The following is a 23,008-nucleotide window of genomic DNA, read 5'->3' on the forward strand; positions in this document are numbered from 1 at the left end:
AATCAAAAAATCTGGGGATAACAGCGATTGGAAGGTTGTTCTGTCATCGTATTATCCGTGTAAATAAACTGTAGTTCACTTTATCTAGACGCGTTCAAAGCGGAACATCTCACTCAGATAGTCTCCTGATGTACTGCCTACCGAAATGCCGCCATACATCAAGGCATCGCCGGTAAAGGTCTCCGATCCGCCTTTCAGGCGATAATCCGCATTCGGGTCCAATCCTTTCAGCTTCAGGCGCTGAAGTGGCGCATTAGGCTCTGAGAGCACACGGAAGTAGAATACAACAGCTTCGCTTCCGTCTGGTGCAATAAACATCCAAGCTGTCTCATTGCCTTCAAACGGACTGAGCAAGCGACGGAATGTTCCATATTGAACCGTTCCACGAATCTCTTTGTACAGTTCAACCTGGGCTTTCACGATGTTGTTCTCTTCCTCCGTGAATTTTGTCAGATCCAGCTCATACCCGAAGTTGCCCGACATCGCAACATGTCCCCGAATCTCAAGCGAAGTTATCCGGTTGACCTGATGATTCGGTACCGCTGAGATATGCGACCCCATTGAACTTACCGGGTACACAAGACTCGTACCGTATTGGATCCGCAAACGGGAGATCGCATCGGTGTTATCACTTGTCCACGTCTGTGGCATGTAATACAGCATACCTGGATCGAAGCGGCCACCACCACCTGAACAACTCTCGAACAGAATGTTCGGGAACGCAGAAGTGATTCGTTCCATGACGTCATACAACCCCAACATGTAACGATGCGCAGTCTCACGCTGTCTGTCTGCCGGAAGCAATGCGGAACCCACTTCCGTCATATTCCGGTTCATGTCCCATTTCACATAAGTGATTGGTGCAGAACCAAGTACGTCTGTCAACATGCGTACAATCTCATCACGTACATCCTGACGAGAGAAGTCGAGTACCAGTTGTTGACGTCCTTCTGTCCGGCGACGATCAGGCACATGCAGACACCAGTCTGGGTGCGCACGGTACAGTTCACTGTCTGGTGAGATCATCTCAGGCTCAAACCACAGTCCGAACTGCATGTCCAGACCTGTTACGCGGTTAGCCAGATCATCCAGTCCCTGTGGCAATTTGTTTTTATCGACAATCCAGTCACCCAGCGAGGAGTTGTCACTGTCCCGGTGCCCAAACCAGCCATCATCCAAGACAAACAGCTCAATACCCAACTTCTGTCCAGCGCGAGCAATCTGTTCAATCTTGTCTGCATCAAAACCAAAGTAAGTCGCTTCCCAGTTATTGACCAACACCGGACGCTCCGCATTGCGGAATTTGCCGCGTGCCAGACGCTCCCGATACAATTCGTGGTAGGACTGTGACATGCCGTCCAAACCTGCAGTCGAGTACACCATAACCGTTTCAGGTGTCTGGAACGCTTCCTGTGGCTCCAACTTCCAGCTGAACTCAAACGGGTTGATCCCGAGCGATACACGGGTGGTTTGGAACTGATCCACTTCAGCCTGTGCGGTGAAGCTGCCACTATAAACGAGACTGAATCCGTAGACTTCACCTTGGTCTTCATCCGTGCCTGGTGTCATCAGCGCAATAAATGGATTCTGCTGGTGACTGCTTGAACCGCGACGACTCTCAATACCTTGTAGTCCAGAAGCAAGCGGTCTGCGAACGATATCCCGTTCCCGTGTCCAAGCCCCGGACAATTGCAACAATTCATAATCTGCATGCGGGAAATCGACGGAAGAACTGAGCGCACGCACTACATTCACTGGGGTAGCGCTCTCATTAACGATACGTATGGAGCGTGTAATCGCATTAAATGCCGTAAAGGCTGTATAGGAGAGCTCGATTTTGATACCAGCAACGCGGTCTTCCAATTCAATAACCAGCGTCTCTGCTTCGTCATCGGATTCCACATACGTTGCTGGGAGTCCGGTAAGCGCTGTCTTTCCTTTGACCAATCGATGGCCTGTATACGTAAACTCCGAAACCGTTGAGCCATTCTCAAGTTCCAATTGGATTGCAGGATTACGGAAATCACTCGTGCCATACACTGGCAATTCCACTGGCAACGTATCGAAGGAGATCGTACGATCCTCTGGCACCGGGTTAGGGCTAAAGGACGCTCGTTCTGTCCGTACATGCAACCAGCTCAGATCGGTGTCGCGTAATTTTTTGCCATAATACAAATGCACCAAATATCCTGAAGGCAGTACCTGAAATACGTAACTGGCCTCACGGGTCTGTAAATGAAATTGAAGCTTCTCCTGATTGATGTAAATGCTCATATGTCTCCTCCACCTCTATATATAGGTCTTTCGGGTAAACGGTTTCTCAGGTTTCATTATAGCGAAAAGATCGCCAATGTTCTACGCTTTCATCAAGCTTTAATCAAAAGAGCGCATAACAGCCCGAAGGATGTCATACGCTCTTTTGATTACAGTCTGAATTCAGTGTGTTCCCTTACAGGAACATCCATTGCCAACGGACAGCAGGACAGCGTACAAGACGCTGGTTGCTGCCTAAAAATCGATTAAACCAAGGCTGATCTGTAAGGCTTCGTTGACCAATTTCATGGTCTCCTCGTCCAGATGGGTAATCTTGTCAGTCAGCCTCTGTTTATCAATCGTCCGTATTTGTTCGAGCAAAATAACCGAGTCCCGGTCAAAGCCGTGTGCCGCCGCATCAATTTCCACATGCGTTGGCAGCTTTGCCTTCTGGATCTGGGCGGTGATAGCCGCCACAATACAAGTTGGACTGAACCGGTTGCCGATATCATTCTGGATCACCAGAACCGGCCTGACTCCACCTTGCTCGGAACCGACAACGGGAGAAAGATCCGCAAAAAAAACGTCACCACGTTTTACGATCAATGTCTACACCCCGCTAACTAAGCGGTCCAGAGTGCTGTCCGCATCTTCCTCCGCATGAAAGGCTTCGGATGCCATGGTCAAATTAATTTTTGCCATCTCCATGTATCCTCGCTGCATCGTTTCACGGATGTAACGTTTCTTACGCTCCGTTAAATACAGCTTCATAGCCTGCCTAATCAATTCGCTGCGGTTGGAATTCTCCAGCGCTACGATGCCATCCACTTCCTGCAAAAGATAATCAGGTAAACTGATCATGATCCGCTTGGTGTTCTGCAAGTTGGCCACCTTTCTTCCACCCCCACAAACCTTTCGCCATTGTGAACCAGTATTACGTTTTTCCAGAACTTTTATACAAAGGAATATATATGCCCCGAGTATATCAAGTATGCTGTACTCCATTATAAACACGGGGAACAATATTCGTACAGACCAAACATCTCAATTCAGGAATTAAATCCTTACCGTCATACATAATTCGAGATGCTCCGACAGTTTTCCTTCTGTTCTGAAAAAAAGTTTATTGGTAATGACGTCCATTTAGCTGTCAGGATGTCAAAAGTGGATTGATTATGGCGACTACTGCTCCCCCGCGGGTATATACCCGTGGAATGCGGTGCGCCATCATGCAGATCACTTCATAAGCAATCGTACCGAGCTGGGATGCCACCTCGTCTGCGGTTATAACGCCACCAGACTGATGACCGATGAGGACAACCTCTTCGCCGACTTGAATTTCTTCCGCCTCTTCCGCGAAAGATTGTAACGACACCATACACTGATCCATGCAGATTGTACCGACGACAGGGACGCGGCGGCCGCGTACAAGCACTTGTGCTTTACCTGTCAGCATTCTGGAGAATCCGTCTGCATATCCGAGCGGCAGTGTCGCTATTCGTTCGTACCCTTGCGTAAAATAACGGGTTCCGTAACTGATCCCCCAATGGGGTGGCAGTGTTTTGACCAGAACCGCTTTTGTCTTCAGCGTCAATACCCGGGGACAGCTTCACCACCTGATGATTCACCTCAGCCGAAGGATACAGTCCGTACAGGCTTATTCCCACACGTACCATGTCATAGGATAATTCCGGTGTATCAATGGCAGCGGCGCTGTTCGCCGTATGTATAATCGGGATGGAACATCCCTGATCCCTGAGCGCATGAACCACGCTTTGGAACCGTCTATACTGCTCCAGTGTATAGGTTTTGTCTTCTTCATCTGCTCTGGCAAAATGGGTAAACATGCCTTCCAGCATCACCTGATTGAGCGAAGCTACTTCCTGAATGAAAGCCAATGCCTCATCACCAGGCAACAGACCTAATCGGCCCATTCCGCTGTCGATTTTAATATGAACCTTCAGTTTGTTAGCGAATGTGCTCGCATCCAGATGTCGAATGGCTTCAAGCACTTCCTTGCTGAACAGTGTGACGGTCACATCATGTTGCCATGCAACAGCGATCCCTTCAGGCGGCGTATAACCCAATACCAGGATTGGAATCGTAATCCCATGTTGTCGCAGTTCCAGAGCTTCGTCAAGAAAAGCCACACTTAAGTAATCCACACCCACTCGTTCCAGTTCTCTGGCCGTCTCCACCGCTCCGTGTCCATAGGCATTGGCCTTCACACAGGCGAGGAATTTCATGCCCTGAGGCAATGCCTCGCGGAAAGCTTCTACGTTAGTACACAAATGATCCAAATTGATGTCCGCTTGGGTCGGCCGATATTGTCCTTGCACGTTAAGTCACCTTCTCTAATCATCTTAATCCGGCTCACGTCAGACTCCATCGTAATGCTCCAGCATGTGACTGTCAAATGAACCGAAGTTTCGCATTCAAAAACAGATGTAAGGTGCGCCGTTTGAGGAACAAATGCGAACACAGAAGAAGACCAATAAGCGAGATTGGCAGGGCAAAATTCCACTTTCCCACCCCAGCAAAATCTGCTTATATCGATTATTTACCCGGTTCCCTCTGCGTAGAAGCGAATTTTTCATTATTGGGTGTATCGAGTAAGAAAAACGGCGCCAGATGAATACCTGTCTTACATCAAAGCAAAGCACCGGAGAACAGGTCTCCGATGCTTCTTAGCATTCCTTATGTTTATGCTACTATTCGTTCATTTGTTCAAAAATCATTTGCCTGACTCTTCTTGCATCGATGTTGCAATACGTACCATTTCGTTATCAGGCAGGTCGGCACTGGTGATCCGATATTCTATGCCATCTGTCGTCCATGTCAGTGTCTGCAACGCATCTCCGCTGACCATCCCTAGTGTGAATCCCAGATCCAGTACACGGGATGGGGCAAGCGACACAGCACGATCCTGCGGTCTGGCTTCGAATATCGTGTAATTATATGTTCCTTCATAACGAAGCATAACCGAATAGTCCCCCGCCTCTTCCAGAATCTGATCATCCTTGAGCTGCACACCTTCCGGCGCATAGGTCGGCTGAATTACGCCGAAGCTGTCTGCATCTTCCGGTTCTGCGAGTGTTGGCTCTTCGCCTTCCTGACCTGTTACAGCACCTTCTGTACCTTGCTGCTCTGTGTCCCCACCTACACCCGTCTGTCCATCAGTGACAGCTCCGTCAGGTTCAGGCGCAGTCTGAGGATTGGCAGGTTCTTTACCGCCCTCATTACCGGTTTGTTCTACAGGAGTGACACCGGAGTCCGTTCCTGTTTTGCCGCCTTCTTCTGTAGCGGCTGTCATGTTACGTTGCATGTCAAAGGCATCTTTCTCAAATTCAGTCCCGAATTTGAAGGAGTCAAATTTCACATCGACCACAACATTGGCATTGGAGTCGGATACCTCCACCTGTTTAGGAGCATAATCACTTTTGTTCAGCCAGATTTTCTGTCTGACAAGTGCGTGTGTATTATAGTTGGCAGCTACATCAAATACATAGCTTTCCTTCTCATCCGCAAACTGGCGGGTTGTATCCCCCGTAATGCTCCGAATCAATGTTTCATAGAGATATACCTGTCCCTGATTATCTGGCCAATTGCTCTGAAAACGGAAGCTTTTGTTCTGGCTCGGCGTCAGAACAAACACACCTTCATCGTTACGCAGGACAATCTGTGTTACATCCTTTTTGGCATTCGTTAACGCAATACGATAATAGGAAGGCTTCTGATGCCATACCTCGACCTTGTACTGCTGCGGCGTATCTCCGGTATGCAGCGTCATCACGCCTGCCCCCTGGTAACTTTCCATCTCTCCTACGACTTCGTTCAGATCTTTGACCACAGCTGCCGCATCCTTCTTCCCGCAGGCGGCAAGTAAGGCCGATAAGACCAATACCATGGCAAGCATCCATGATATTCGGCGCATGACATCATCCCCTTTAGCACATGTTTTCACTTCAGGATTGTGCTTGCAGCAGAACCCCTACTTGATTAGTACATGTTATGAGGGACTTGTTCGATATATGCGGACTAGTTTGACAAGCAATCGGTGAAGTCCGTTAATACGGCATTGCTACGCAAAATCAGTCTCGGGGAGGATGTTAACTTTATCCAGAAAAGGCATAGTGAATTGTAGGAGATTATTCGTTTTATTGAATATTGGGAGGGAAAAGCATGACGACAACAAAGCTTAGCACATCTCTGGAAAGACTGGATGAATTCATCGACGAGCAGCTTCAATTATGGAATGGTGTCGGCACAGCGGTGGCTGTGGTCCATAAGGATGAAGTCGTCTGGCAAAAAGGCTACGGTTATCGTGACCTGGAGTCCAAACTTGAAGTTACCCCTAATACGTTGTTTGCCATCGGTTCAAGTACCAAAGCCTTTACCGCAGCAACCGCTGCTCTGCTTGTGGATCAGGGGATACTCGACTGGGATACCCCTGTGAAGTCGTATATGAAAGATTTTCAGATGTTCGATCCGATCGCAACAGAACGTATAACTATTCGCGACATGCTGTGTCATCGTTCGGGTCTTCCAAGGCATGAGTTGGTATGGTACAACTCCCCGCGTACAAGAGAAGAACTTGTTCGTACATTACAGTATCTGGAGCCAAATCAGGATTTCCGAAACAAATGGCAGTATCAGAACCTGATGTACATGACGGCAGGTTATCTGGTTGGACAGCTCAATGAAACTTCGTGGGAGCAGATGGTTCAGATGACCCTATTTAATCCGCTGGGTATGAACTCAAGTCTGTTCTCTGTTGAAAAAATGCAACTTCAGCCTGACTATGCGTACCCTTATATGGAGAAGGATGGTCAGAATACGAGAATACCTTTTCGAGCCATTGATGCCGTAGGACCTGCTGGTTCCATTAACAGCAATCTAGCCGATATGATTGCATGGCTTCAATTCCAGTTGCATCAAGGTCAATGGGAAGGAACGTCCTTGATATCTAAGGAGCAGATGAAGATTATGCATAGTCCTCAGATGCCCAGTGATTCGCCGTTCATAAGCCAAGAACTGCCTGTGAGTACATATGGTCTGGGTTGGATGATTGAGCCTTATCGTGGACATGCCATGATTCATCATGGTGGGGCTATTGATGGCTTTGCATCACAAGTTGCCTTTTTGCCAGAGGAGCAGATTGGAATCGTGGTTCTGAGCAATACCAACGGAAGTATAATTCCGTATACGGTTGCTTTTCATATCATGGATCAACTGCTTGGATTGGAGCCCGTCAATTGGAGTTCCAAATTGAGCAAATTAATGGGGAAAGAATCAGCTGAAACGGAGGCTAATCCGGAGAATCCTCTGGAAGTACCTTTTCAGCCAGACTCTGCCGTTGAGGAAAAAGTTGAAGAACCTCACATTACACCTTGTGATCGTCCTTACACCGCTTATGCGGGTATTTACACGCATCCTGGTTATGGCGAGATGTCTATTCAGGAGACAACGGACGGGTTGCAAGCAACCTTTAACGCCATTGAAATGCCCATGGAATACACCGGAAAAGATACGTTCTCTGTCGAACTGGTCACATTCGGGCTAAAGATTACATTTACATTCACCCTGAATGAATCATCAGAAGTTGCTCAATCCATCTCCATTCCTTTGTTGCTTGAGCCGGGTACAAAACCTATTGAATTCACCAGGGTTTCGTAAACGATCAGAACTGGTGAACACCTGATTCATTCCGTTGTGGTATCCATACCTACCACAACGGAATATACACTGGGTAACTCGTATCCTCTTCCTCGGCACCAGGTCTTCTCTTCACCCACAATCTCCGCAGATCAGGCAGACCATACCCCGCAAGACGATAATCTCGCAACGAATCATGATGGGCGTGTTCTTCCTTGAAGCTGTATGTCGGCAGAAGCAACGCCTCCTGAATCAGTCGATCTTCTAACCGAATCAATCTATTCAACCGCTCCGCAGGTTCCTGGATCATCACCACTCGTCCACATTCCTGTTCCAGTTCATGTCTCCAGTAATCATTCATCGCAATCAGGAATAACGTGTTCTGGAAGGTGTACATCGTCACGAGACTCAGCACGACATGATCATTGAAGATTTCTCCTGTATAGATCAGATCACATTCCCCGAACCCATCTTGATAGACTGCATGGATCGGATCTCCCTGCATAATGTTGATATGTAGGCCAATCTGTTTACTTCTCTCTGCAAACCAGACCATATCTGCCTCCATCTTCTCGCCTTCTTCCACCCACAGACTTAAACTCTGCCCTTGATAAGAGCTATGACGCAATAATGCTGAGGCCCGCGCCAGTGAGGTCTCCACGGAAAGTTCAGGTACAGGTGTGACCGAACCATCCAGTTGTTCCGATTGCTGTTTCCATGGCTCCCCTTGATTTGAACCCACCTTTAAAGGTTGCTGTACTCGTCCTCGAATCAAACTATAAGCAGCCTGCGTGTTCGTGCTTCCGAGCGCTTGCGACAACTCCTGCGCATTCAATAGTTGTTGAACAGCCCGGCGAAAATTCACATCATGCTGTGGCCCTTCCTTTTGCATATTAAACGTCATATACATGCCACCCTGCATCTCATGCTGCACGGCACGAGGCTCCGCATCCGGAAATATATTATGCTTGATGACGGACTCCACCCTCCCAGAGTGGGGAAGTTGCCATACTTCAACGCGGTCAATATAGGCTCGGCCTCGGAAGTAGGAAGGGAATACTTCCAACACAAGCAGCTTGGAATCATGACGTGTCAACCGATAAGGTCCTGTTCCAATCGGATGGAGCGGATTCATCTCCACATCTCTCGGCAAGATCGATGCAGACATACTACTCATCAGATCCGGGAACATGAAGTTAGGCTTGTTTAACACAAAACGTACTGTCAATTCGTCCAACGTCTCTATGCGCTCAATAGATCCAAATAGAGGTCTGCACGGGTTACTATTGTCAGAGATAATGCGATCAAAGGTAAACTTCACGTCCTCTGAATCCAATGTTCTGCCATGATGAAATGGTATACCTTTGTGCAGATAAAAAGTCCATTCCCTCCCCTCTGAATGACTCTCCCATGCCATAGCAAGACTCGGTTCACAGACCTGGTGTTCAGCATTATAGCGAACCAAACAATCAAAAACCTCCGCAACAATAAAAACTTCTCCCCACATGGCCGTCTGCGTGGGATCCAATGTCTTAAAAGGGATATTCCGTGGAATCCGCAATGTATCCACTCGTCCTCTGTCCCCTCCATTCGAACGCAGACCAAATTGATGCTGCATTTGCTGCATCAGATGTTCTCTCATCGTAATTGGTAAGGTGGCGGCCAGTTCATAGGCGTCCTCCATCCTGTTCCCATCCAGGAGATGGTCAAATCGTTCACGCGCCACTTCAAGTAACGGGACACAAAATACCAGCATCGATTTTTTGCCTCTTCCGCGTTGCGGGTTCCACCTGACCCATCCGTTCTCCTTGAATTTGTTCATAATGAGGTTCATGTTACGCATGGTACAACATAATAGATCGGCGAGTTCACCTACCGTTGTATGCAATTCTTGTTCATCATGTACATGTGGAAAGTTTAATCGCAGTTGAATGTAATGTTCTGATACGTCCATATATGCCCTACCTTCTGCTAAAATACGAAATCCATCCGGATGCTTCTACAGTTTTTCTTCAGGTTTTCCTCCATTATACTCAGTAACATCAACATGACCAGTGGGAAGGAAGAAAAACGACTTATGAAATACGCCGATTTGCACCCTAACATCAGGATACGTATCATTACTGATTTTTTCACCGATCTGACCCAGAAGTCCATCATTCCATTCATGGCGATCTATCTGAGTATTCAGATTGGCGCAAGTTTGGCGGGGTTATTGCTGACTGTCAATATTGTGGCGTCCATGATTGTGGGATTGTGGGCAGGATATTGGTCTGACCGGATTGGACGGAAGAAATTGATGGTGATCGCACAAAGTCTCCAGGTCGTGGCTCTACTCGGCTTGGCCATCGCCAATTCGCCGTGGATGGATTCGATCATTGTCACTTGTCTCATGTTTCTGCTCAGCAGTCTCAGTTCAGGGATCACCGTGCCGATTGCTAATGCCATGATTGTCGACGTGAGCAGTGAACATGAACGTCATTATGTATATGGATTGCAATATTGGACCACAAACGTTGCTGTAACTTTTGGTGCACTGATAGGCGGGCTATTTTTCGAATCATTTCGTTTCCTATTGTTCAGTCTGGTATGCCTTGAAAGCCTAGCTACCCTGTTTATTTTGATCTTTATGATTCGTGAAACAATGGATAAACGTGTACTTGGTTATGGCGATGCTCCCATCCAGAGGAACATACTGAAAACGTACTGGGCGGTCTTTCAGGACAAACGTTTCATGATATTTTTCACGGCTACTGTACTTGCAGTCTCCCTGGAATTTCAGTTGGATAAATACATCGCTGTTCGTCTAAAAAATGAATTCACCGCCCAACTGTTCGGCTCAGATATCTCAGGTCTGCATATGTTCAGCCTGATCATGGTCATCAACACCGTAATGGTCGCCTTGGTTGCCATTCCATTCTCCAGATGGATAGGTCGCTTCCAGTCCCGATCTATCATGACTGTCGGTATGCTCCTCTATACCGCAGGTTTCACCGTACTTGCTTTCAGCAACTGGGCCTGGTTACTCATCTCATCCGCTATACTGCTAACCGTTGGAGAATTGATGTACGCCCCTGTTCGTCAGGTCATGCTCGCGGGTATGATTCCAGATTCGGACCGTGCTGCCTATATGGCTGCTGACGGGTTGAGTTACAACGCAGCTGCCCTCCTCGGCAGTCTCGGGTTAACCATTGGAGCCTTTCTGCCCTCCTATGCGATGGCTGGTCTGTATATCCTGATGGGACTTGGAGCGCTCATCTTTTTCCGAATGTTACTTCGGAAGGCAGAGGAACAGAATCAACATCTGCCGTGTGCAGATGCATCTTGATTTCACTTTTCTGGCAACTTTTCCGACAACAAAATAATCATCCAAGGGAGCCCAGCAGGCTCTCTTTTTCATGTCCATTATCAACGTTTATAAGTAAATTATCTTTAACATTTTGTATATTATAGTTTACATTTAGTCAAATATCATGTACATTAGGTTCATGGAGGTGAGCAAGTGGAAGAATTACACAATCACGTTCGGGAGTTACGAGCCAGAGACCGGCTATCCCAAGCAGAACTGGCCAAACTCATTGGTGCATCCCGTCAAACCATTGCCCTGATAGAGCGTGGAGATTACTCTCCGTCGGTCGTTCTGGCACTAAAAATAGCACATGTATTTCGTGAACCTGTTGAAAAAATCTTTGAACTGAAAGGTGGAGATTAAAATGAAAAGTTCATCATCCTCGTCCATTAAAAAGCGGTTGCGTCTTCCCTTGTATGCAGCAGGTGGCGCTGTAGTTGGTTTTCTCGGAGCTAGCGGAGTCAGTAAACTCCCTTCTGACTTGAACTGGACGCTGTCCGTGTATTATGACTATGATCTTTTATTCGCAATCCTGGCGGCTCTTGTGGTAGTTATGACGGTGTGGAACATCTTCAGTCTCTCCCGCACGCCATCTGTCCCTCCCATGGAAGATGATGCTTATGGAGATTCCGATTCACTCATCTCTCCCGCAGAGCGCTCCCTCGGAAAAGCGATGATACTCAGCGGATTCAGCGTTATTCTTACGTTTACCTGGGCAGCACTTGCTTTGTCCTTGTATGCATCCAACCGAACCATGCCGAATTCTCCAGAATTGTTCAACCTCTTAAATTTTGTTGCTTCGTGTATCTCTATTATCATCGTTGTGGTAGTGCAAACTCTGACTGTGAAGCGATACAACCGTTATTACCCTGAACGCACTCTGGATCTGAACTCGCGCAATATGAAGAAAGATCATTTTGAGAAGCTGGATGAAGGTGAGAAATGGATCGTGTATCGCGCAGCCTATCGTTCTTTTCAGATGATGAATGTACTTCTTGGTGTCGGAATGGTCTCTATGGTTCTATATTCGATGCTCTTTACCTTTGCTCCATTCCCGATTGTAATGCTCTCTGTGATCTGGATTGCCAACATTGGAATCTATTATCGTGAAACCTATCGTGCGAGTAATCAGTAATACATGGGTAGGTAACTATTTTGTAAATATTTTCATAAAGGAGTGTTTGCATGCATTTATCCAAACGAAAGACCCGTTTCAGGTTCACCTCCCTAACAGGAGCTTTTATGGCTGTGGTTCTGTCTCTCAGTCTGTGGGTACCCGCAGTTCAGGCGGAGACCGCAACTCCAGTAGGTGCTGAACAAGGAAAGACGAAAGCGCTGACAACTGAATCGGCTACAGCATTTCTGGATTCTTTTTTCGATTCACCTGAGGCAAAGCCCCATTATGTGGGAGCCTCCGTTGTTGTTGTGAAGGATGGCAAAGTTCTGGCGGAAAAAGGATACGGCTATGCTGATCAGGAGAACAAAACGCCTATCGATCCGAAAAATACGGCCTTCCGTGTAGCCTCTGTCTCCAAAACGTTCACGTCAGCAGCTGTTATGCAGCTGGTCGAGCAAGGCAAGGTTGATCTGCAAGCTGATTTTCAGAACTATGTGAAAGGGCTCGAGTTTGATAATCCTTTTGACAAACCTGTAACTGTGGAGAACCTGCTCACACACACGACCGGATTCGAGATTCGTGATCCGCAGCAGGAAGACATCCATACTGATTTCGACAAGTACATAGCGATGGAGGATTACGCACAGCAACACATGCCTCCTGTCGTTCGCGAGCCTGGTAGCGCCTACATGTACGATAACTTCTCGTTTTTGCTGCTTGGCATGATTGTTGAAAATGTAAGCGGCGAGCCTTTTGAATCCTACATGCAACAACATATCTTCAAACCGCTAGGAATGGATAACAGCAGTTTCATGCTGGACAAAAAGTTCCAAAAGCAGCTAGCTACAGGCTATGATGCGGCACACAATCCGCTTGATCTGTACACCATCTCTCCAACACCAATGCCTCAAGGTGGCATGTTGTCTACCGCTGAGGACATCGGGCAGTTCATGATTGCGTTTCTGAATGATGGCGTGAAAGACAACGAGCGCATTCTCAAGGAATCCACGGTGAAAAGCATGGAACAGTACCGTTCCTCCATTCATCCACTGTTACCAAACACCACGTATGGATTCGAAGCTGCATTTCAGCTTCCCGGAGCAGGAAGTAGTCCAAGTATCATTACAAAAGGAGGCGACCTGACCGGATTCAGCTCTTATCTCTTCCTTATTCCCGAGCAAAATACAGGCGTTTTCCTGACGTATAATCAAAATGGAGCACTTCGTAATCTGTTCTACCCGGCATTCATTCAAAGTTTCTTCCCGCAATATGCAGAGCCTGTACAGTTCAAGGAATACACGCCGCAATCCGCAGCTGAGCTGCAACGCTTCACCGGATTGTACGCGGATCTGCGAATTAGCACGATCGTCAGCTCCCTGAAAAATGCTGGTACAGAGCCTGGACAACTGAGCATTTCGGACGTTTTTCTGGGTCAACGCAACCTGATTCAAGTGGAAGATAATCTCTTCAAAGATGAATTGACCGGTCAATTCACAGCATTCAAGAAAAATGCTGATGGAACCATCTATATGAAAGAACCTTACCTCAACCCTATGGGTTATGAGAAAAAAGGGCAAAAGCCTATGGGCTTCCGGGATGTTCGTGATAACAGTCCTTATGCTGAAGCAATCTATGCCATACAATCTCTTGGATATTATGAGAATGATGCTAACAAGTCTTTCCAACCGAAAACAGCTGTGACACGAGCTGAATTTATTGAGAACACGCTTAAACTGAGTGGATTGAAGCCCAGCAAAACAACACCTCCTGCAGGCACCGACTGGGCAGACCATGCAGCAGCCGGATATATCCAACTTGGATATGAAATGGGTATGATTACTGGCAAAGACGAACAGCAGTTTAAGCCGGATCAAGTGATTATCCGACAGGAAGCCATGGTCATGATGTGGAGAATTCTGCAACTGCAATATCCTAGTGAACTGTTCACGGATGTCAAACTTGCGGGTCACACGGACCCATGGGCTGTACCAGCCGTTCAGATGATGGCGAAGCTTGGTATCCATGGACCTGAGGTAAAAGTGCTTGAAGATGGATCCGTTGATTTACTTTCTCGCAAACCTCTGATTCGTCAGGAAGAGGCTGCGATTATGTATGCGTTGCTTACCCAACCAACAGATCAAATCGTCGCTGAGCTGATGGCTGCTAGGCAGCCGCAAGCAGAACCTGCTGAAGAAGCCGAAGCTGCAGAGGAGACATCTGAAACTGCACCGGTTCCAGTACCAGCGCCGGTCCCTTCTGCGACTTCAGCACAATAAAAATAAAACATCTTCATACCGATTAGATCTATCATGCTCATGATGCAAAAAAAACAGGCTTGTTCAGAAGGGTAAGATCCTTCTCGAACAAGCCATTTTCGTTACTTTTCATAACTTATTATAAAAATCTGTTACTCAGTTATATCCGTCTCTATTCGATCAACGAAGATACATGGCGGTTCCCGTTGCGCTGATCAAACTTGGCTGCAGCGGTCTGAGCATGCTCCGCAAAGTAATCGGCCAGCTTGAGCAGGTCGCCTGGATCACCTTCATACGGGAAAGATGCTGGCAGACGTAATCGGTATTCTGGAGATTCTTCCGCCCAGCGGCGAAGCAACGATGCTGCTCTGGCATAAAACAACATTTTGGCGTAAGGATCTTCATGATCAGCAGCAAACACCAGTGTTTCCTCCAGCACATCAATGCCTTTTGCCGGATTCGTACGTGTGAGATAATCCATCTGCTCCGCAAAACTCTGCACAAAATCGTTCTGGCCTTTGATCAGGCGATATCCCTTGGTCTGATGTTTATCTGCTTCCGGAGTCCGTCCCAACCGATATAGCGGCATCAAAATTTCAGACAAAGTCAGATGCGGAATCTCTGCACAGCTCATACGCCCTTTCAGGATAGGCTGTGCCACTTCCAAGACCTTCTCATCGTCTCCTTTTAACAAGAAATATCGCATAATCTCATCCTGCTCACAGGCTTCGCAGTCACTCATAAAGTCACGATCCATCGTTCTGAATCGATCATAACTGCGTCCCGCTTCCTCCAGCTCCCCAAAATCCATAAAGATCCGGAACCGATAATACCAGTAGGAGCGTTCGCTGTAACCGTAGGACTTGAAACGCCGTCCGAAATCCTCCAACAGCTCCAGGATCTTCTCACGTGATATTTCCGGGAAGTCGGGCATCTTGCCCAATATCCATTTGTACGACCACATTAATGTTTCTTCATCATATTCTTCGGGCTGTTGGTCGAACTTGCCCAGCTGCCAGGAAAAAGCAATCAGTGCTTTCATCGGATAACCACAGAATGTTGCTGTCTCCACAATCTCCGATCTTGCTTCGTATGCCTCTCCTCCATGCCGTTCACATCGGCAACTCTTGCCGCTTCCTCCAGCATACCAAGCTTCGCCGGACCATTGGGCAAGCCATAGGCCTCGTCCATCAGTTCTTCAAAGTCCATCTCTGTCTTCATCAGGCATCCCCCTTACGATCTGTATTTGCACGCAAACCCCAATCTATAAAACGAACAATGCCCTGATTTAACACTTCAAGCTCCTGCTTGCTCATGGCATAATGCCCCATCATCAGTGCATTGACGTATAACATTTCGATGGCAATCGGTGTCATCTGGTCATCCGGTGATGTCAGTACACGCTGAATGATCGGATTACTCACGTTCAAATACAAGGTTGAGTACCCTGCTGAACTCATGCCAGAAGACAATGAACCCAGAACAGACGAGAACAATTCCGTGCTCTCCTCGCTTGCTTTTTCCAGCGCACGAAGTGTTGACGATTCCTGAGACAGCGTGAACAACACCGGCAGATCCGATGGCTTAAAACCTTTCACCTCAGCCCGACAACGGAAGCGCTGCAGAGCAGAATCGGCGAGTCGCAACGCATCATAATACTGATTACGCTCAGCGGGTGGCACATCTGTGAAACTCATCGAGACCTGATCCGGCTGTAGACGCTCCGTGTGTACGTTGTGCACGGTCATCGGCAGTGTCGCCATCAACTCGCTGTCATAGATGTAACCACCGTTAATCACCAGCATTGATTGTGCGGATGCCACATGATGAATCTGACGGTACTCATCAACAGAGGACGTGAAATACAATGTCTCTCCTTCATCGATCAGCTCACCCAGTTCACGGTGCCCCCTCGTACTCTCAAAAGGCAGCCAGCGATGAATCATCGCGTAGAATGCCTGATCCTGCACAGCCAGTGCCTTCATGGATAAGGCATGCAGGCGAATCAGCTTCTGTAGCCGTTCCGTCTGGCTCTCAGCCATGTCGGCCAGTCCCTTGCGAAGTGCGTCTCCGAGTTCGGAGCGAACTTCCTCCAGCTTTTCATTTTCATAAAAATGCTCTCGTGATGCCGTCGGTTGAAGCTCATCTGTCCAGATCAGACATTTCACAAAGAACGCCCACTCTGGCAAAATGTTCTCGGCCTTCTCCGAAATCAGCATTCGCTTCAGGTAAACCCTGTGAGAACGCTTGGCATTGAGATTAACCGCGTGTGGCAGTACAAAAGCAATACCTCCGGTACGGCCTGAAGCTGTCGTCAACGGAATGAAGTCTTGGAACTGCTCGCCAAGCAGACGTTCACCAAATGCCAATACCTCTGATCTGCGTGAACGTGCGAGCGCAGGGTCCATCAGCCAGATCGGTGTCTCACTATTCACCACATGTTGCGCGCCGTCATGATGCAACGTGACCGGATACGGCAATAACGCTCCGTAATAGAACAGAGCTTCTTTCACATAATCTGGTTCAAAGTAGTGCGCCGCGTCCGGTGTGCAACGCAGATATACTTTGGTCCCCGGGGACAGCTGTGTGTCCAACTGTTGAATCGTATAGGTGCCATCCGGCTTGCCCCGCCACTCCATCGAAGGGCCGCCCTTCGCGGATTGCGTCAGCATGACAATTTCGTGACTTACCATGAAACAGGATAACAACCCGATCCCGAAACGTCCGATAAACGAAGTCTCTCCATCCAGCAGCGCTTGCTGCCCCCGCTTCGAGGATTGTCCAATCATGGCCAGGAATTCATGGATGTCAGCTTCAGTCAAGCCGATGCCGTTGTCCTCCACCATCATGGTCAATTGCTCACCTGTTCCCGTCAGTTCAACACGCACTTCACCCTGATACCCCGGCTCCGACTCCGTTCGTGCGGTAATCGCATCCGTCGCATTCTGCATCAGTTCGCGCAAGAACACCTTAGGACTACTATATAGATGGTTGGATAAAATCTGGATCATCCCGCTCAGGTTCACTTGAAAACGATATTCATTGGATGCTGTCATGACTCACTCACCTTCCTCTACGTCCAAACACAATATGTATCCATACAATGTATTCATATGGATGTGTTAGACGAATTCATTATGTAATCGTTAGAAACAGACGTTCCCCGTGACAGGCACGCCAAAACATCACATCAAGCCGGCCCTGGATAACCAAGACCGGCGTATATGCATATTTCAGGCATTCATGAGACGTATGGCCTTATCTTTCATTACCACGTTATGAATAGCAATGAAACGGATGTTCTACCCTAAAATAAGGATACATGTTACAAGGCAGAGTGAAAACAAACCTGAGACCCGATTTCAGGCAGACTTCAGGGTAATTGTGCATCCTACATTCGGGACTATTGAAGGAGGAAAATATCTTTTTTGTCGTCCATTTGAACGATATCAGCCTACCGCACGTATAATCTCCAAACTCAGATCGGACGGTGAATATACATGATCGAAGTACGCAACATATCCAAGCAATTCAAGGTGCATCAAGCACTGCATGATGTCAGTTTCACAGTTAAACAAGGTAGTGTCACCGGGTTGATTGGACCCAACGGTTCGGGCAAAACCACACTGATTCGCATCATGAATGGGGTCTTAGGCGCTTCCGGTGGACAGGTAACCATTAACGGATTGGACGCCGCTCGTGAGGCGGAGAAAGTACTGGCCATGTGTGGCACTCTTACCGAACAAAGTGGATTATATGAAAATATGAGCGGGCGTGACAATCTGACTTTCTTCGCAGATGTTTTTGGCCTGAAGCATGCCAAGAAACGAATCGATGAGCTTGTAACTCTGTTCGAGTTACAGGATTATCAGCATCGAAAAGTCGGCACCTATAGCACAGGCATGAAGAAACGCTTGGGCCTTGCCCGAGTACTCTTGCACCGTCCTTCCATCCTGTTTCTGGATGAGCCCACCAATGGCCTGGATCCGGATGGAATTCAGATGGTGCTGCGCATTATCCGTCAGTTAAATAAGGAAGAAAAGATGACAATTCTGGTCTCATCCCACGTGCTGTCTCAACTGTCAGCCGTCTGTGATCATTATATTTTCATGGAAAAGGGGCGCATCGTGGAGGAAGGCACGGAACAGGAGATTGTTAGCCGGTACCTGTCCACTCCGAAGCTCGAAGTAGAAGCCGACATGTCCGATGGATGGCACACGGCAACCAACTTTACACCTGAAATAATCTCCGCACATCAAGCGACATTCCAGCTTACATCGCGTGAAGATATTCCATTACTGCTAAGGCAATTAACGGAGCATGGTCAAGTCTATCAGGCCCGCATCACGGGCAGTGATCTGGAAAGTATCTATTTTGCCATAAGGGAGGCACACCACCATGAATAACCGCCAAGCCATACGTGCACTGGTACGTAAAGATATCCGGTCCGTCACAGCCAGCGTTCAGCTCTGGTTGCCCATGTTGATCGTTCCACTGATTATTGGAATCATCATGCCCTCCGCCCTCCTGTGGGCGGCCTCCAGAATGGAACTTCGTTCTCTGGGCAACATCAGCTTTCTACTCGAATCATTGGATGCGTTAACCCATGGTGGACAGATTCCCCAGCTTGCTTCCATGCCTACAGATAATCATCGTATTGTCTATTACTTGGCCATGTATATGTTCGCTCCCTTGTTTCTCATCATTCCGGTGATGGCCTCCAGTATTCTGACGGCCAATAGTTTCGCTGGTGAGAAGGAACGTAAGACGCTGGAAGGGTTGTTATTCACACCGATAAGTATGAACACTCTTTTTAAAGGCAAAGTGCTAGCTGCCCTGATCCCTTCCATTCTATTATCCTGGGTTACTTTCCTGATCTATGGAATCATTGCCAATATTCTGATGTACCCCATGTTTGGAACGTTGATGTTTCCCAATCTGAACTGGATCATACTTGTGGTCTGGGTTGTTCCCGCTTGCAGTCTTATGGTCATTTTATTAAACGTGCTGATCTCGGCAAAAGTCCGTGGGTTCCAGGAAGCTTATCAGCTGGGCGGATTAATTGTCCTTCCCCTGATCGCCTTAGTCGCAGGTCAAGCCAGTGGCATGCTGCTGATTGGTCCTTGGATGTTACTCATGATTGGAGCAGTGCTCCTGCTCATAAGTTTGGTTCTTCTTCGTCTGGTCACGGCGTGGAATAGTCGTCAGCAACTGGCGGAAAGTCAGATCTGAATGATATGGAGTGTAGCGACGAAATTCAACAAACCACACTGTCGCTCCGCTATACAGATTGAGAAATAAATAAGTGCAGGTTATGATGTGGAGATATATGCTATGGGATGATTTTAGAGAGGAATGGAACAACTGTATGGAATCCAAACTACTTCAAAAATTAAAATATGCTTCACAATTAACGGCACAGGAGAAACATATTGTGGACTATATCCTGAGCAACCCCGAAGTTGTATTTGATTCTACAGCCCATGAACTGGCTCAGCAGACTTATACAAGCTCTTCCACCATTGTTCGCCTATGCAAAAAGCTGGGTACCAAGGGGTACCCAGACTTTCAGCTCAAGCTTGCTCTTGAATATCAACAGATGCCTTCCTCGTTGCAGACTCAGGATCATGCAATTGCAGAACAAGGCAACGTGCTGGCTGCCATCGACTCGGTTCCTTACCTGTACCAGCAAGCGCTGGATGATACCCGCCGGATGTTAAATGCTCCTGTTTTGCTACGAATCGCGAGCTGGGTCAAAGAATCCGGACGTATCGATATCTATGGCAGTGATATGAATTATTATCTGGCTCAACAGGCTTGTGCCAAGTGGAATGAACTCGGCATATCTGCGATTGCTCACAATAGTCCAAACATGCATTATTTGAACACGATGAATCCCAATAGCCTCACGCTGTCTTTTGTTATCTCACACACAGGTGAGAACCAATCCATGATTGAAGCCGCCAAAGTGCTCAATAGCAAACACATGAAAGTCATCGCGGTCACGGGCAACAACCATTCAACCCTATCCAAGCATTGTGATGAAACGCTGCTGGCTTATGGATACAATGAACAATTAAGGCTATCCAAAATGTCTTCGATGGTCTCGGTACTCTACATTTTCGACATGTTATACATGGGGAGCATTAGCGATAAGTATTAACGATTACCGTGGATCTGCTGCAAATACAATTCCGGCATCCTGACGTGCACTCATAAGTACACTCATCACAGACTGGCTGTGTTCGAGTAGTTCGTAACACCGTTTGTAATCACCACTTGCATGAATGTCCCTGAACGCTTCCCACTCATAGTACAGCCAATTGGATTTAGTCTGGGCATTATACGCCTCAGCAGGCTCATTCCCGATTTGAAGCTTGATCTCCCGGCAACCGTTTGCTCCTCCCACAACCTGAAGATAACCTTTCTCTCCCTGAATGAGTACAAAGTTCATGCTGTTTGTGTCTTTGGCACCTACACATTCCGCAATAAACTCCGGATACTTGAGAACCACAACACCTGACGTATCAATGCGGTTTGCATGCTGGTTCGCGGTATACGATACGGTATTCGGACTGCCAAACAGATTCATGACCAGATGCAGATTATAAATATTGATATCCATCAGCGCTCCACCAGAGAATTGTGGATTAAATACGTTCGGTGTTTCCCCTGCAAGCAGATCATTGTATTTGCGCGAGTATTGACTGTAGTTACACTGGATGAGTTTGATCGGACCGAGCTTTGGTAGCTGCTCCTGTATGACTTTAATATTGGGCAGATGAATGTTGGAGATGGCTTCAAACAGCAACAGATTCTTTTCTTTTGCAAGTGCAATCAGCGTTTCTGCTTCCTGAAGCGTAGACGTGAACGGTTTTTCGCAGACGACATGTTTGCCATGCTGAAGTGCCTGATAGGCCTGTTCGTAGTGCATGCTGTTTGGTGAAGCAATATATACGAGATCTACATTTGTATCTGAAAATAGGGATTCCAGGTCCGTATAGATGGTATCGACCTCATACTTCCCCGCAAGCTCCTGTGCTGTCTCTCTCTTCCGGGAGTACATCGCTGTACACGTAACATCATCCAGTTCATTTATCGCAGCTAAAATGGCATCCACAATGGACCCTGTACCAATCGTTGCTACATTCATCATATCGTTTCGCTCCTGTCGTTGGTTGTTTGTCAGTTGGCTTTCTTCGCCGCTTCGATTCCGTCATGTAAAATATCCAATACATATAAAACCTCTTCATCCTTGACCGGTTTATCACCGTTATGTCGAATGGCTTGAAGCAGTTGATCATATAAAATGCCATAGTCTGTCGCTTCCGAAGGAACTTTCTCCGTATGTGATGTTCCCTCATCGTCCACATAACTAATCGTCCCCCAGTTATCCTCCGGTTCAGCTTGAATGGATACCCTGGTTCGTCCATCTCCATTTTTCGTTTGATGCCCACTGCTGTATTTAACAAAGCTCCCTCGATCACCGTGGACAATGAATTTTGGATGCTCGATCTTCACAAGCAGACTGCACTTAATCGTGGCCTTCATTCGTCCATAACGAAAATCAATATCGATATAATCATCGGATTCACCCGGCGCGATCAAACTCCGAACATCATAATCAATTCGGTCAGCTACGCCATAGATGGAGATTAACTGATCGATCGTATGTACGGCCAAACCATGCAGCAATCCAAATCCACTTCTCGCGTACTGTGGCTGAAAATAATCATAGTGGGACTGGATTTCAACAATATTCCCCAGTTTGCCGCCCTCAATCACTTTTTTCAATGTCAGGAAGTCACCATCAAATCTGCGATTTTGATTTGGCATGGCGATGAGATTTTTACGAGTGGCTAGTTCAAAGATATCTTTGGCTTCCGCAGAAGTGGAGGCAAAAGGTTTCTCCACCAGCACATGTTTTCCGTGTTCCAAGACCAGCTTGGCGTACTCAACATGGCTATCCACATGGGAGGCAACAACAATCAACTCAATCTCATCATCCTGCAATATGTCTTCGATATTCGTCGTAAAAGTAATCTCGGGATAGCGTGATTCACGCTCTGTATCGCCAACCCGATCTTCCTCGCGACGGTATATCGTCTTCACCTTGATGTTTTCTTTTTTGTCCAGATAAGGCAAATGATAATTCACCACTGCGTTTCCAAATCCGATGATCGCCACATTCATTAACATGATCGCTCACTCCTCTGCTCTGGTTGAATGTTATGTTATCACGATCAAGTCAGGCGGAGAATGCTTTGGAACCGGATTGGCAGCATCATTCGCAATTCGATTTCCGGTTTGAATGACTATGAAATTCAATTTCATCCTCTTCTTTTTTCATGTTGGTGATCTAACATATCTTCCATAGTT

General features: G+C 47.3%; 18 protein-coding genes and 1 pseudogene. 8 read left to right on the forward strand and 11 right to left on the reverse strand.

Annotation, left to right across the window (positions count from 1 at the left end):
• Positions 1-84 precede the first annotated feature (84 nt).
• The 5 genes and pseudogenes from QF049_RS16540 to QF049_RS16560 form a co-directional block, all read right to left on the reverse strand.
• Positions 85-2,274 carry an alpha-galactosidase gene (locus tag QF049_RS16540; protein ID WP_307538948.1) on the reverse strand — a complete coding sequence of 730 codons (2,190 nt, stop codon included), beginning with the start codon at positions 2,272-2,274 and terminating at the stop codon, positions 85-87.
• Between the two features lie 234 nt (positions 2,275-2,508).
• A complete protein-coding gene (locus tag QF049_RS16545; RefSeq protein ID WP_024630714.1) occupies positions 2,509-2,859 on the reverse strand; it encodes a type II toxin-antitoxin system PemK/MazF family toxin in 351 nt (116 codons plus the stop codon).
• 3 nt (positions 2,860-2,862) lie between these two features.
• Complete coding sequence (locus tag QF049_RS16550) at positions 2,863-3,144, reverse strand: CopG family ribbon-helix-helix protein (protein ID WP_017690037.1); 282 nt, start codon at positions 3,142-3,144, stop codon at positions 2,863-2,865.
• A gap of 259 nt (positions 3,145-3,403) precedes the next feature.
• Positions 3,404-4,592 (reverse strand): annotated as a pseudogene (gene alr / locus QF049_RS16555) (alanine racemase).
• Between the two features lie 395 nt (positions 4,593-4,987).
• Positions 4,988-6,187: an outer membrane lipoprotein-sorting protein gene (locus QF049_RS16560; RefSeq protein WP_307538951.1), complete on the reverse strand. Its 1,200-nt coding sequence runs from the start codon at positions 6,185-6,187 to the stop codon at positions 4,988-4,990.
• 248 nt (positions 6,188-6,435) lie between these two features.
• Here QF049_RS16560 and QF049_RS16565 point away from each other — a divergent pair, with 248 nt between their 5' ends.
• Positions 6,436-7,929 (forward strand): serine hydrolase, encoded by a 1,494-nt coding sequence (locus QF049_RS16565; RefSeq protein ID WP_307538955.1) that lies wholly within the window; start codon positions 6,436-6,438, stop codon positions 7,927-7,929.
• Positions 7,930-7,978: 49 nt separating this feature from the next.
• On the opposite strand, the gene QF049_RS16570 is transcribed toward QF049_RS16565, so the two are convergent.
• Complete coding sequence (locus QF049_RS16570; protein WP_307538957.1) at positions 7,979-9,862, reverse strand: ABC transporter substrate-binding protein; 1,884 nt, start codon at positions 9,860-9,862, stop codon at positions 7,979-7,981.
• 123 nt (positions 9,863-9,985) lie between these two features.
• Here QF049_RS16570 and QF049_RS16575 point away from each other — a divergent pair, with 123 nt between their 5' ends.
• The 4 genes from QF049_RS16575 (at position 9,986) to QF049_RS16590 (ending at position 14,650) form a co-directional block, all read left to right on the forward strand.
• Positions 9,986-11,236, forward strand: coding sequence for an MDR family MFS transporter (locus tag QF049_RS16575; RefSeq protein WP_307538959.1), 1,251 nt, complete (start codon positions 9,986-9,988; stop codon positions 11,234-11,236).
• Positions 11,237-11,410: 174 nt separating this feature from the next.
• A complete protein-coding gene (locus QF049_RS16580) occupies positions 11,411-11,620 on the forward strand; it encodes a helix-turn-helix transcriptional regulator (protein WP_017690042.1) in 210 nt (69 codons plus the stop codon).
• A 1-nt stretch (position 11,621) separates the two neighbouring features.
• Entirely contained in the window at positions 11,622-12,392 is a 771-nt protein-coding gene (locus tag QF049_RS16585; protein ID WP_307538962.1) for a DUF3169 family protein, read from the forward strand.
• Between the two features lie 50 nt (positions 12,393-12,442).
• Entirely contained in the window at positions 12,443-14,650 is a 2,208-nt protein-coding gene (locus QF049_RS16590) for a serine hydrolase domain-containing protein (RefSeq protein WP_307538964.1), read from the forward strand.
• 151 nt (positions 14,651-14,801) lie between these two features.
• Here QF049_RS16590 and QF049_RS16595 read toward each other — a convergent pair whose 3' ends face one another.
• The 3 genes from QF049_RS16595 to QF049_RS16605 are packed head-to-tail and all read right to left on the reverse strand — an operon-like array spanning position 14,802 to position 17,685.
• The gene (locus QF049_RS16595; RefSeq protein WP_307538966.1) at positions 14,802-15,701 is read right to left on the reverse strand and encodes a hypothetical protein; all 900 of its coding nucleotides are present in this window, start codon (positions 15,699-15,701) and stop codon (positions 14,802-14,804) included.
• Complete coding sequence (locus tag QF049_RS16600) at positions 15,668-15,850, reverse strand: hypothetical protein (protein ID WP_307538968.1); 183 nt, start codon at positions 15,848-15,850, stop codon at positions 15,668-15,670. The genes QF049_RS16595 and QF049_RS16600 overlap by 34 nt, the downstream gene beginning before the upstream one ends.
• Complete coding sequence (locus tag QF049_RS16605; protein ID WP_307538969.1) at positions 15,850-17,685, reverse strand: HSP90 family protein; 1,836 nt, start codon at positions 17,683-17,685, stop codon at positions 15,850-15,852. The genes QF049_RS16600 and QF049_RS16605 overlap by 1 nt, the downstream gene beginning before the upstream one ends.
• A 444-nt stretch (positions 17,686-18,129) precedes the next feature.
• Here QF049_RS16605 and QF049_RS16610 point away from each other — a divergent pair, with 444 nt between their 5' ends.
• The 3 genes from QF049_RS16610 (at position 18,130) to QF049_RS16620 (ending at position 20,792) form a co-directional block, all read left to right on the forward strand.
• Entirely contained in the window at positions 18,130-19,035 is a 906-nt protein-coding gene (locus QF049_RS16610; RefSeq protein ID WP_150366555.1) for an ABC transporter ATP-binding protein, read from the forward strand.
• Positions 19,028-19,861, forward strand: coding sequence for an ABC transporter permease subunit (locus QF049_RS16615; protein ID WP_124116987.1), 834 nt, complete (start codon positions 19,028-19,030; stop codon positions 19,859-19,861). The genes QF049_RS16610 and QF049_RS16615 overlap by 8 nt, the downstream gene beginning before the upstream one ends.
• A 136-nt stretch (positions 19,862-19,997) precedes the next feature.
• Positions 19,998-20,792, forward strand: a complete 795-nt coding sequence (locus QF049_RS16620; protein ID WP_307538973.1) for a MurR/RpiR family transcriptional regulator — start codon at positions 19,998-20,000, stop codon at positions 20,790-20,792.
• Positions 20,793-20,795: 3 nt separating this feature from the next.
• Here the strand turns inward: QF049_RS16620 and QF049_RS16625 are convergent, their stop codons facing one another.
• Positions 20,796-21,782 (reverse strand): Gfo/Idh/MocA family protein, encoded by a 987-nt coding sequence (locus QF049_RS16625; RefSeq protein WP_307543278.1) that lies wholly within the window; start codon positions 21,780-21,782, stop codon positions 20,796-20,798.
• Positions 21,783-21,814: 32 nt separating this feature from the next.
• Entirely contained in the window at positions 21,815-22,828 is a 1,014-nt protein-coding gene (locus QF049_RS16630) for a Gfo/Idh/MocA family oxidoreductase (protein ID WP_307538976.1), read from the reverse strand.
• Positions 22,829-23,008 lie beyond the last annotated feature (180 nt).

Source organism: Paenibacillus sp. W4I10 (assembly GCF_030816325.1).
GTDB classification, from domain to species: Bacteria; Bacillota; Bacilli; order Paenibacillales; family Paenibacillaceae; genus Paenibacillus; species Paenibacillus amylolyticus_B.

What these genes read in the sequence shown, in the direction of transcription:
- QF049_RS16540 (WP_307538948.1), bottom strand. Translation starts at nt 2,274, where the DNA reads ATGAGCATTTACATCAATCAGGAGAAGCTTCAATTTCATTTACAGACC.
- QF049_RS16560 (WP_307538951.1), bottom strand. Translation starts at nt 6,187, where the DNA reads ATGCGCCGAATATCATGGATGCTTGCCATGGTATTGGTCTTATCGGCC.
- QF049_RS16565 (WP_307538955.1), top strand. Translation starts at nt 6,436, where the DNA reads ATGACGACAACAAAGCTTAGCACATCTCTGGAAAGACTGGATGAATTC.
- QF049_RS16570 (WP_307538957.1), bottom strand. Translation starts at nt 9,862, where the DNA reads ATGGACGTATCAGAACATTACATTCAACTGCGATTAAACTTTCCACAT.
- QF049_RS16575 (WP_307538959.1), top strand. Translation starts at nt 9,986, where the DNA reads ATGAAATACGCCGATTTGCACCCTAACATCAGGATACGTATCATTACT.
- QF049_RS16585 (WP_307538962.1), top strand. Translation starts at nt 11,622, where the DNA reads ATGAAAAGTTCATCATCCTCGTCCATTAAAAAGCGGTTGCGTCTTCCC.
- QF049_RS16590 (WP_307538964.1), top strand. Translation starts at nt 12,443, where the DNA reads ATGCATTTATCCAAACGAAAGACCCGTTTCAGGTTCACCTCCCTAACA.
- QF049_RS16600 (WP_307538968.1), bottom strand. Translation starts at nt 15,850, where the DNA reads ATGAAGACAGAGATGGACTTTGAAGAACTGATGGACGAGGCCTATGGC.
- QF049_RS16605 (WP_307538969.1), bottom strand. Translation starts at nt 17,685, where the DNA reads ATGACAGCATCCAATGAATATCGTTTTCAAGTGAACCTGAGCGGGATG.
- QF049_RS16610 (WP_150366555.1), top strand. Translation starts at nt 18,130, where the DNA reads ATGATCGAAGTACGCAACATATCCAAGCAATTCAAGGTGCATCAAGCA.
- QF049_RS16615 (WP_124116987.1), top strand. Translation starts at nt 19,028, where the DNA reads ATGAATAACCGCCAAGCCATACGTGCACTGGTACGTAAAGATATCCGG.
- QF049_RS16620 (WP_307538973.1), top strand. Translation starts at nt 19,998, where the DNA reads ATGGAATCCAAACTACTTCAAAAATTAAAATATGCTTCACAATTAACG.
- QF049_RS16625 (WP_307543278.1), bottom strand. Translation starts at nt 21,782, where the DNA reads ATGAATGTAGCAACGATTGGTACAGGGTCCATTGTGGATGCCATTTTA.
- QF049_RS16630 (WP_307538976.1), bottom strand. Translation starts at nt 22,828, where the DNA reads ATGTTAATGAATGTGGCGATCATCGGATTTGGAAACGCAGTGGTGAAT.